General features: G+C 35.4%; 8 protein-coding genes. 6 read left to right on the top strand and 2 right to left on the bottom strand.

Going from position 1 to position 11,322, the window contains the following annotated elements; all coding sequences use genetic code 11:
• Window positions 1-445: 445 nt before the first annotated feature.
• The 3 genes from mutT to CKF54_RS05555 all read left to right on the top strand — a co-directional run bounded on the left by mutT (window position 446) and on the right by CKF54_RS05555 (window position 4,421).
• The gene (mutT, locus tag CKF54_RS05565) at window positions 446-1,012 is read left to right on the top strand and encodes an 8-oxo-dGTP diphosphatase MutT (RefSeq protein ID WP_119525376.1); all 567 of its coding nucleotides are present in this window, start codon (window positions 446-448) and stop codon (window positions 1,010-1,012) included.
• A gap of 862 nt (window positions 1,013-1,874) precedes the next feature.
• Complete coding sequence (locus CKF54_RS05560) at window positions 1,875-2,876, top strand: bile acid:sodium symporter family protein (protein ID WP_119525375.1); 1,002 nt, start codon at window positions 1,875-1,877, stop codon at window positions 2,874-2,876.
• 390 nt (window positions 2,877-3,266) lie between these two features.
• The gene (locus tag CKF54_RS05555) at window positions 3,267-4,421 is read left to right on the top strand and encodes an iron-containing alcohol dehydrogenase (RefSeq protein WP_119525374.1); all 1,155 of its coding nucleotides are present in this window, start codon (window positions 3,267-3,269) and stop codon (window positions 4,419-4,421) included.
• A 215-nt stretch (window positions 4,422-4,636) separates the two neighbouring features.
• Here the strand turns inward: CKF54_RS05555 and CKF54_RS05550 are convergent, their stop codons facing one another.
• Together CKF54_RS05550 and CKF54_RS05545 are read right to left on the bottom strand one after the other, a co-directional pair.
• Window positions 4,637-5,842 (bottom strand): restriction endonuclease subunit S, encoded by a 1,206-nt coding sequence (locus CKF54_RS05550; RefSeq protein WP_119525373.1) that lies wholly within the window; start codon window positions 5,840-5,842, stop codon window positions 4,637-4,639.
• A 217-nt stretch (window positions 5,843-6,059) separates the two neighbouring features.
• On the bottom strand, window positions 6,060-7,490 hold the full coding sequence (locus CKF54_RS05545) for a YjiH family protein (protein WP_119525372.1): 1,431 nt from the start codon (window positions 7,488-7,490) through the stop codon (window positions 6,060-6,062).
• Between the two features lie 924 nt (window positions 7,491-8,414).
• On the opposite strand from CKF54_RS05545, the gene tpiA reads away from it, so the two are divergent.
• The 3 genes from tpiA to CKF54_RS05530 all read left to right on the top strand — a co-directional run bounded on the left by tpiA (window position 8,415) and on the right by CKF54_RS05530 (window position 11,244).
• Window positions 8,415-9,188: a triose-phosphate isomerase gene (gene tpiA, locus CKF54_RS05540; RefSeq protein ID WP_119525371.1), complete on the top strand. Its 774-nt coding sequence runs from the start codon at window positions 8,415-8,417 to the stop codon at window positions 9,186-9,188.
• A gap of 315 nt (window positions 9,189-9,503) precedes the next feature.
• On the top strand, window positions 9,504-10,382 hold the full coding sequence (locus tag CKF54_RS05535) for a hypothetical protein (protein WP_222987531.1): 879 nt from the start codon (window positions 9,504-9,506) through the stop codon (window positions 10,380-10,382).
• On the top strand, window positions 10,369-11,244 hold the full coding sequence (locus tag CKF54_RS05530) for a hypothetical protein (protein WP_119525369.1): 876 nt from the start codon (window positions 10,369-10,371) through the stop codon (window positions 11,242-11,244). The genes CKF54_RS05535 and CKF54_RS05530 overlap by 14 nt, the downstream gene beginning before the upstream one ends.
• The last annotated feature ends 78 nt before the right edge of the window (window positions 11,245-11,322 follow it).

The following is an 11,322-nucleotide window of genomic DNA, read 5'->3' as shown; positions in this document are numbered from 1 at the left end:
AAAAGAGGGATTGGAAAACTTTTTATTTATTTTACCATTACTTAGAACAAAATAATGTAAAGTGAGACTAAAATGCTTTGCCTTTGCAGATAAATTTTAGTCAGTAAAGCAAATTTGTGGTATGCTAGTTAAGATTACCCTTTGCTAACCTACGCAAAATTAAGCGAAAGCTTAAATTTGAGTAGGTAAATTCGTCAGTAATGCCGAGGTAGAGGGTAATGATGGTGGTTAATTAATTTATGGGCTTTTGGGCTTTCAGTTTTGAGTTTTGTAAGCTTTTGGCTCTTAGCTTTTGGCTTACGGTTTTGTAAGTTCTTTGCTTTTTGCTTTTTGCTTTTTGCTTTCAGCTTTGTAAGCTTTCAAGGTTAAAAACAAAGTATCAAGCCTTGAGACTAACAAGCCTTGAAACTAATTAACTATTGTATTATTTGGAATAAGGATTAACATGGACGGTCTTCCCAAGGAATTAGGGGATATATTTACAAATAATTCTCTATCACAATCAGCAATATCTCTTGAAGAGCAAAAATTTAATGTAGTAGAGGGCGCACAACCATTTTTAACACAAGAAGAGCTTGATCTTCTACCAATTGATCAAGTAAGACATGTGGTTTGCGGCGTAATTTTTAATGAATATGGTCAAGTACTGGTAGCACGTCGTCGTGCGGGTGTTGACTATGCTAATTCGTTAGAGTTTCCAGGTGGTAAGGTAGAACATCATGAAACTCATGAAGAAGCACTGGTGCGTGAGTTCGAGGAAGAGGTAGGTATTACCGTAGCGAACTTTAAACTAGTGTATGACAAACGTGTAAATGGTTCTTCAGAGCCTTTTCACATTTACTTTTACTTAATTAAAGATTTCTTTGGTCACCCTTATGGGGTTGAAGGTCAAGAAGTATTCTGGTTGAATGTGGATGAAATTGACTATAATCGTTTTCCACCGGCAACACAAATTTTGATCCAGAACTTTATTTTGACAAATGAGTATCTACAAGAGATATATCAGCACTAAGGCAGTGTAGTTAATATAAAGTTTTGGTAAGCACAAATTGCAAGCTCATGAATCCTAGGTTTTTTAACCTAGGATTTTTGTGTTTCTAACGGTAACCAGTGAGGTTACTAGGTAGCCGTTGTAAGATATTAGTTCCCAGATATCAGTTTCCAGTTAGTGGTTGTCAGATAGCAGTTGTAAGAGATAGGAAATTAGAAGTTTTAGGTCAACGTTCATAGGTTGAAGAAGTTAGAAATTTGAGGTCAAAGTTCAGAGATCAGATTGCTGTAAGCAAAGACTAGACATCATATAGCAGAGGATAGAGAGCAATCATAAGACAAAGTTGAAGAAAGTTAGTAAATTAAGAAATTTCTCTTATTTGTATACTTATCTTACCTACTTATGCTTTTAACCTCATAGTGAGAGGTTAGTTGTTGCTTTTGCATCTATCGCGTTTGCTTTTACAACCATCGAGTTTGTTTTTATATTCTCAGTGTTCTTGTTAAAAAGAAACGCCAATAATCAATAACTTACAGACAATAGAAAACCCCAAACTAAAAAAATTAAAATTTTTTTAATTTGGGGCTAGATTTTTGTAAAAAATTAATTTAAGATAAAAGAACACCTCCAAAGAAAAAAATAATTTTAGAAATTATTAGCTGTTTAGCTAATAGGGTGTTCTTTATTTTATGTTTGATTAAAAACCTAGTATAGGTTAATTACCTACTGAATATATTTTTGGTACTTATGTTTTACTCTCATTAAAGAGAGATGTTGTTTGGTTTGTTTTGCAACTTAGGAATTTTAGTAGGTAATTGAATAAGCTAGGTCTTGTCTCCTCTAGAATCGAAGTTGCATAAACTAAATTTAGGAAATTTATTTTATGCAAGCTCTTCAGAAATTTAACGCATTTCTAACGAAAACTTACGCTCTGTGGATCGTATTTTTTGCGACAGTAGCCTACATATGGCCAGAGCATTTCCAATTTGCGCTTCCTTATCTAACATATGGTCTTGGACTAATTATGTTCGGGATGGGAATGACGCTAACTTTTAAAGACTTTGCTCTTGTTTTAACGCAACCTAAAGCGGTGATCATCGGTTGTTTAGCGCAATTTACGATCATGCCTCTTTCAGCTTACGTTTTAGCGGTTGGTTTTAACTTACCAGCTGAATTAGCTGCAGGTTTAATCCTTTTAGGTGCATGTCCAGGTGGTACAGTATCGAACATCATGACTTATGTAGCGCGTGGTAACGTAGCTCTATCAGTTACTATGACTTCGATCTGTACATTACTATCTCCAGTTTTAACTCCAACTATCTTCTTCTTACTAGCAAGTCAATGGTTAGAGATCAATCCTTGGGGCATGTTCTCAAGCGTATTACAAGTTATCCTATTCCCAATCGCTTTAGGAATTGTTGTTCGTTTATTCTTCAAACGTCAAGTTAACTACATCGTACAAGCTTTACCTGTAGTATCTTTCACTTGTATCGTTTGTATCCTTGCAGGTATCATCGCTGTAAATGCTGATAACATCGGTAAAACAGGTGCTTTAGTATTTGTTTGTGTGATCATCCAAAACGCAGTAGGTTTTGGTTTAGGTTTCCTAGTAGCTCGTCTATTAAAACTAGATCTATATGATTCTAAAGCTATCTCAATCGAGGTAGGGATGCAATCTTCAGCTTTAGGGGTAGCGCTAGCAAATGCTCACTTAACTCCTTTAGCAGCAATCCCATCAGCTGTTGGTGCTTTATGGCACAACATCGCAGCTCCGATGTTAGCTTCTTACTTCTCTCGCTTAAAAGATCCACGTGCAGATGCTAAAGAAGCAGAAGCAAGAACAACTAATAAACCTTTAGAAGAGCCTGTAGCTTTAGAAGATTAAACATTGAAATGTTTGCTACTAAATAGCTATTTAGCTCATAACTTACTTTCTCGTTTAGAGAAAACAGATTTAAATTTAACTTATTAATGATATAAACAAAGATCCCAAGATAAATTCTTGGGATCTTTGCTTATATGCGTATAATAGAAAGCAGTCTACAGTAATTACGTAATTAGTAATTCCCATAAGTAATTCTTATAAGTAACTCTCATAAAATTTTGAGAATCCCTAAAATACATTTGAGAAACGAACAGCACGCAAGGCATAGTGAACAGGTCGAACTATGCTCAATATTTAAATCTATTTCAATCAAATTTCTTTAAATATCTAAGGTAGACAAATAAATACTTTACCTAAAGTAGACAACAACTAAATATCTAAGGTGGACAAATGTTAAACTTTGAATACTACAATCCAACTCGTATTGTCTTTGGTGAAGACACAGTTAAACGTTTAGATGAGCTTGTACCTCAAGACGCACGTATTCTTATTCTCTATGGTGGGAATTCTGCAATTAAGCATGGTACTCTAGACGAAGTAATGAATGCTTTAGGTCAGCGTGTAACTGTAGCTTATGGTGGTGTGCAAGCTAATCCTGAATATGAGCACTTATTAGGAGCTCTAGAAAAGATTAAAGAGCACGAGATCAATTTTATTCTTGCAGTTGGTGGTGGTTCTGTTATTGATGGCGCTAAGTTCTTAGCAGCTGCTGCTAAATTTGCTGATGAAGATAAATGGAAAATCTTAGAGGGTAGTCAAATTACGGCAGCTTTACCTTTTGCGACAGTGTTAACTTTACCGGCAACTGGTTCTGAAATGAATTCAGGTTCAGTAATTTCATATCGCTCTCGTGGGTTAAAACGTTCTTTTTCTTCTCCGTTAGTTTTTCCAAAATTCTCAATCCTTGATCCGAGTAAAGCGGTAACTTTACCGGAAAGACAAACGGTAAATGGAATTGTTGATGCTTTTGTACATATTGTTGAACAATATGCAACTAAACAAACAGGAGCTGCCGTTACTGATGAGTTTGCTGAAAGTTTACTTCGCATTATTATTCGCGTAGCACCAACATTAATTGCAGAACCAGAGAATGTGCAAGCACGTGGTGACTTTATGTGGGCAGCAACTAATGCGCTAAACGGTTTACTACGTTTAGGTGAAGTAGGTGATTGGTCTGTTCATGGTATTGGTCACCAATTAACTGCGTTATATCAAATAGATCACGCTCGTACTTTAGCAGTAGTATTACCAGGAGTATGGCAGTACAAACTTGAAGCAAAACAAGCTAAACTAGCACAAATGGCTCGTAATGTTTATGGTCTACAAGGTGATGATGAACGCGAGTTAGCTTTAGCTGCAATTAATAAGACTGAAGAGTTCTTCCAACAACTAGGTGTAGGTACTCGTTTAGCTGACTATGATCTTGGTAAAGATGATGTTAAAGCTCTCGTGCAAAACTTAGAGAAAATTGGTGCTACTAGCCTAGGTGAAGATAAAGATATCGACTTAAATGCAAGTCGTGAGATTTTATTATCTCGTCTGTAGTTGTCTAGCTAAATGTAATTCAGATTAGGGGTATTCCCTATTCCTTACTAAATAATGAAAGTTGAAGCTACGATAAGAAAAGCACAGCTTTGATTAATAAAGCTTCAAAACAATAATCTCCCCTCAAGAAATCCTTGAGGGGAGATTATTGCATCTAAGTTTTTTAGAAGTTGTTAAGCAAACTTTGATTGGGAGTGCTAAATCTCTGAATAAGTTTAGCAGAACATTTCTCGCAGAAGAACTTTCTTTCTACTCTTTAATAACTCAACTCTTTTCTCGTACGCTTCAATTAAATCTTGAACATCTTTAAAGAGTTTACCAAGTTTAACTTGTTCTTCATAGCTAGGGAAATGTAACGCAATATTTTTAAGATCAGGATCATTTAATTGGGATCTAGTTCCACCTACACAAATAGGATGATAGTTCACCGATCTTAAAGCTGTAGCTAAAAACATGCTATCTATATTTTCATGAGCTCGTAAAACATGAACGTGCATACTTGCCCATATTTTACCTTGAGTTACTCTTACAGGATAATTAAGTAAGTCTTCTACCCCGCTACGAGCAAGAACAACATTTTCCCCATCATAGTTATATCTATCTATATAATCGATAACCTTAGTTGCTCCATGGTATGGGATATTTCCAGGAATACGATTTGGTCCAGTGATAGATCTACATTTTCCACGTAATTCCGCAACTTCTTTAACTTTTTTCACCTGCCATTTCTGCGATTCTTTATCTTCACCTGCATAGAATTCAGGAAAGCCCATTAATGGCATACCGTCTTGAACCTTAATCATTTGTTGAATTAAAGTTTTTCGGAGTTTGTAGGCATTTCTAGTTGCTTCTTCGTTAAAGTAAATTTCTTTATCTAATTCAGCAAAGAGCCTGCTAATTTTCTTTTGCTCTTCAGATTCTTCAGGGTAAGTAAATAAAACCTCAGCCATATTTTTGTTCATGAGCTTTTCATAAACACCATTAGTAACATATAGCTTAGTTAATTTATTTATAGCTTCGGCCATGCAGTTATTACATAGACCAGAGTTAGACATTAACACACCACTCACATTAGTATTGTAAAATTTTCCTTTTCTAAATTTTACTTCACCAGCGTAAGCCCCGTCTGTAGTCCAAGTTATAACGTCTTCATAGAGGTATTGGTTATACCATCCTAGGATTCCGTAATTTTTTGTTTGAGAAGAATAAACAGGATATTTATATTCTTCATCTGGAGTAGATTTTACTAGGCTAGCAGATAACACTTTGCCACGGGTAATTTTGTCAAAAACATTTTTAACGCGATCAGTAACCCAAGGTTTAGTAAATTCTGGGAATCTTAATGGTGGTCTTAGAACTGTTCGTTGTCTTAATTCTTCTTTTTCTTTAAGGGTTAAACCAGTATAGTCAGGTAATGTCATAATCCGTAAATCCTTGCTAGTTCGTTAATATAAAAGTTCTTTTTAACAAAACATTACCAACATTATACAATGAGTTAGTGTTAAACTCGACCATTTCTTAGTTTGTTGGTGTTGTTTTGAGGTAAACAAATGAGCCACAGGTTTTCCTGTGGCTCATTTGTGCTTGGTATTTTTGACTTAAGATCTTTGATTTTCTTCGTTTAGATTTTCCTAGCTATTAATTTGGAAAAATCCATAAAGCAACTGGAATTGTTAGTACGAGTGCTAAGAAAGTACGTACAAAGAAAATCACAATAATATCTTTAAAGCTACGTGTTAGTTTGTATTGTTGTAGAAGTAATCCGATTTCAGATAAGTAGATTAACTGAATAATACTCATTACTCCAACAATGAATTTTAACGCAGTAGTTGGATTATCAACAGTTGGTAACAGAGCGATTGGTAAGTAGTTGTCAGCTAAGTTCACTAGAATTAGCGGAGATACTTGGTGCGCCATAGTTGCACCAAAACCAAATAGCTCAAAAATCCAAGCAATTGGTAATGAAAGGTAATAGAAAATTATAGGGAAGTAAGTAACTAAGCATAGAGCTGTAGTACCCCAACAAATGATTACCGGAGTTAAGTTAAACACGTACCCTAAAATACTTGGGAACTTGTTGATAAAGTTATCTTTAGTTAACTGACTGTTACGTTTACATGCAAGGTTTAACGCTTTTAACCAGTTAGATTGGTATACCTTGTTAGGATCGATACGGCTAGCTACTCCAGCTCTTTGTCCAGCATAAAACTGATCTGCAACTTCAGAGTGTGAAGTACCATTTACGTACAGATCTTTGTAGCGGTTAAGTGGATAGATACGTACACTAATAAAAGCAATAATTATCCCTACTCCGGTAATGGTACCAAAGAAAGTCCAGAAGTAATCCATAAAACCAAGGTAAGTACAAACTACCACTATCCAACCAATTGAAGAAGTTGCAAAAGTAGTTGAAATAATTACCGCTTCTTTACGGGTAAAGTAACCTTGATCATACAGCTGTTTACTAGAGATAATTGCCGCATTTCCTGGAATTAACCAAGCTGAAAGCATACTCACTGAAGCTAGAGGCGAAATCTTAAATAGCGGTTTTAACGCAAAACCGATTAAGGTTCCAAGAAACTCCATAAAACCAAACTCAAGAATAAAGGTTTGGAAAAAGAGAATAGGCGCTACCAGAATTGCTAACTGGGTTGCTTGCTCTAGCATGCTTCCCCCTGTTTCCGCTTGAATTAAAAAGTGCGGTCCGGTTTGGGTAAGTACAAGAATTGCAATTAACGCACCTGAAAGACGGAAGAAAACATCTAGCCAACCAACTGCAAACATGTTTTTGATAGTTGGGTACTGATCAAGAAACTTTGGTTTAAAGCAACAGTATGCCAGAGTTAGAAGCCCTGAAATAGTACAGACGATGGTAATTAGCGTCATAAAGAACGGGAGCCCTAACATGGCAATAAATTTTTTGAGATAGTAAAAGGTTATGGTGTCGATAGTTGTACCATTCTCAGCTGGTAAACTAAATGGGATTACCATAACCATTAGTCCAAAAATCGTACCGAGAATAAAACTAGCTGTACGCCAAGGAGTAATATAATTTTTTTGTACCTGCATGTTGTGCAAATTATAAAGGGTAGATTAACAATGTGAGAACAAAATAAATTATGACAAACTAGATGAGAGAGTAGTAAAGCAATAAAAGTATTTTACCTTTGTAAGCTCTTGGTAAGATATTGGTAAGCTATAAGCCGGATTTGCTCATTGAGAAAATCCAAATTAAGCTACTTATAAGCTACCCATACAAAGTTGTTGCTGATCACTTGCTTTAAGTTGAGATTAACGCCTCTGATTAAGTTGTTGTTAACGACTCGAATTCTCAATTCTTTATCAGGTTACTGTTATATTTCCACAACTGAAGACTGAAAAGAATAAGTTGAAGTTAACGACTTAGATTAAGTTGAAGTTAACTACTTAGATTAAGATGAAGTTAACTACTTAGATTAAGATGAAGTTAACTACTTAGATTAAGATGAAGTTAATGAGACAAAACCATCTAGTTTGTATAGTTAAACAGTTAACCCCTCTATGGCTAAACTGGTTCAACTGTTTAAGTTAAATTAAAGTAAAGAGAAACAAAAGCGTATTATATCAGCATTTAAGTTAAAAGCTGTATTTAAGTTAAACATTGAAATAAAATTTCCAGTTATTTTTTACATTCTCTGCTTTAGGTAACCATTGGATAAAGAGTAAGTTAAAACTCTGGAGAAAAAGACCGTACGTTTTAGTCAGAAAATAGCAAAATAAAGAGAAAATTGACTTTGAATTTTTACAGGTTAACTTGTCACTTGTTAAAAAGTGTGAGAGTGATTTCGGCGATTTTCTTGTGGTTTAGCAGTTTTTTCACAAAAAGTTAAAGTCATTTCACAAATGACAAAGTTAGCTTAATGTTAGCTTGTAAGGGGATAGAAAAAGAGCGCTACAAAGCTCGGCTTAGATGATATAATTATGCAAAAGTTTTTTAAATTAGGAGTAAAAAGAATGGCAACTAAACGTCGTCCTCTTGTAATGGGTAACTGGAAATTAAATGGTTCAAAAGCATTTACTACTGAACTATTAACAGCATTAAAAGCAGAATTAGCTGATAATCCAGCTTGTGATGTAGCTGTAGCTACTCCTGCTTTATACCTAGCACAAGCTACCGACTTAGTAGCAGGTTCACAAATTAAAACTGGTGCGCAAAACGTAGATGTTCACGTTTCAGGTGCATACACTGGTGAATTATCAATCGAACAATTAAAAGATTGTGGTGCTACTTACATTATTATCGGTCACTCAGAGCGTCGTCAATACCACAATGAAACTGATGCTTACATCGCTGAGAAATTTGCGGTAATTAAAAACGCAGGTTTAGTACCAGTATTATGTATTGGTGAAACTGAAGAAGAAAACGCAAATGGTCAAACATTTGATGTAGTTTCACGTCAAATCGACGCAGTAGTTAACCACAACGGTATCGAAGCATTCAAAGGTGCAGTAATTGCCTACGAACCAGTATGGGCTATCGGTACAGGTAAAACTGCAACTCCAGAGCAAGCACAAAACGTTCACAAATTCATTCGTGAGCACTTAGCTAAATTTGACGCAGCTGTAGCTGAACAAGTAATTTTACAATACGGCGGTTCTGTAAACGACGCTAACGCTGAAGCATTATTCGGTCAAGCTGACATCGACGGTGCATTAGTTGGTGGCGCAAGCTTAAAAGCTGGTGCGTTTGCTGCGATTGTAAAAGCTGCTGCTAAAGTAAAAGCTTAATCGATTTTTACTCTTGCTGAAGCTTAACTTGTTTTATCATCAATAATCTTATATATTCAAACCAAACCAATAATAAAGTTAAGCGTTCAGCTATCGCTTAAAGCCTAAGCTCTTGGAGCTTAGGCTTTGCTTTGTTATGGATCTTTTTAGATTTGCTTTGACCGGATATTTTCTTAACCTTGCACTTATCTGACTTTTTCTAGTGGAAAAACTTAGTCGTTGTATAATATAGAAAATAATTAAATATTTATAGATATGTTATTAGCAACTCGTATTTTTGAGCGATTATTATCTTTAGTTGTCTGGCTCATCCTTATGAGTATTTTGGGATTTGTGATTGCTACTTGGCAAAATCCTTACATCCCTCTTAATCTAGAAAACTGGTGGCGTTTTCTGGTGAGTAGCTTAACTGGAAGCTATTTTTATTACCACCCAATGTATACTTTTTCGATTATAAAACTCTTTATCACAACCTTAGAGTTAGTAATCCTAGCCTCTTTTATCAACCTCCTCATCTCTCTGTCGTTAGTGACCTTTACCATTAAACATGAAAAACTTGGTAAATTCATTTACCAGTTTTTTGTCGTGGTGCGTGTAATTCCTTTTATTGCCCTACCTCTCTTGTTTAATCAGGCATTTAACGATAACAACAGTAATACCTTACAAGCGTTAGATAATGTAAACTTTGGTTACTTTTCAAGTTCACGCTTGTGGTTAATTTTTACGGGAGAGGGATTTGGGGGAAGTCGCTTGGCACTTATGTTTAACTTTTTCTTAATTGCCTTAACGACCTCTTACTATATTTTGCCTTATACCTATGTAATGGTAGCAAGAACAACCAACAATATCGTTAATTACAACTATGTAAAAATGGTAAAAACTCATTGGTCATCATGGTACATTATGCGCAAGTTAGTTTTACATCGTTTAGTACCGACCTTATGTAAAGAGTTTCCTGTTGTCTTAGCGACCTTTTTCTTTTTTGTTTGCTGTTTAGAATACATTTTTAACTGGCGAGGTATAGGTAGTCTTTTTCTCTCAATGATGCAAAAACGTGAGTTATATGCAATTGAATTGGGGCTCATTATCTTTCTGATGGGAAGTTTAATGGTGCTAATGCAATTTATGTTCCAAGTATTTGGTTATATCTACGATTTACATCAACGTAAGGAGATAGATTATGAAATCGATTAATCATCTCTTGGGTAATAGCCAAAGAAATGTTACCTTTCATGAAATGATCTGCTTGATCATTGTTTTTGTGGCAATCTTTTACTCTTTGTTTGGTAGTTGGTTAATTAGTTTTCCTGCTGATCAAGTAGTACCACAAGATGAGTTAGTAGCACCTTTTGAATCTTACCAACATATTCTGGGGACTGATGTTTACGGTAGAGATCTTTTGGATGTCTTTTTATTAGGGATCCATAAAAATTACTTAGTAGCAATTGTTATTGTCTTGCTAGATCTCTTTCTCATTATTCCTCTAGCTCTGGTATTTGGTTTTTACTTCCGTAAAGAGGGTATTATTCGTAGTTTAACTGCGCCATTAACGGTTTTTGTTTCGCTATTTTACTACTTTGTCCTGATTGCTCTTTTTGGTCCAAGCTTGTTTATTGCTGCATCATCGGTATGCTTGTATATCTTTATTTATACATTTCATAGTATTTACCGAGATGTAGTGCAGGTAATGGACTCGACAATGGTACGTCATTTACTGCTAGATGGGGCTACTTTTAAACAAATCTTGCGATTAGTGCTTTTACCTACGTTAATTGACAAGATTTCCCGTCAAATTCGTCGTGTGTTGTTATTGGTGGTGGCAGAGCTAATTTTAATTGGGGTGCTCCAACAAGGAATTTCTCCAACTTCAGTTTACTGGGGAAATGTGATGTATCAAGCTTGGCTATACCAAGAGCAAACTCCTTATGCTCTCTTTATAATTACTTGCCTAGTGAGTATTGTTCTCTATGCGACCTTTGTGATCTTTAAACTAATCGAAGAGTTAGTTAAAGAGAGCATGCAGCGCGAAAGAGAAAAGCTCTCGCAAGCAATTTAAGGTAAGAGAAAGGATTGTCGTTCTTAGTGAACATACTACTCATAACCAGCACTTAAGTACAATAATCTAAATCCAGCT

The organism is Psittacicella hinzii (assembly GCF_003585885.1).
Lineage (GTDB): Bacteria > Pseudomonadota > Gammaproteobacteria > Enterobacterales > Psittacicellaceae > Psittacicella.
Note: the sequence above shows the minus strand (reverse complement) of the source record. Positions and strands in the feature narration are given on the sequence as shown.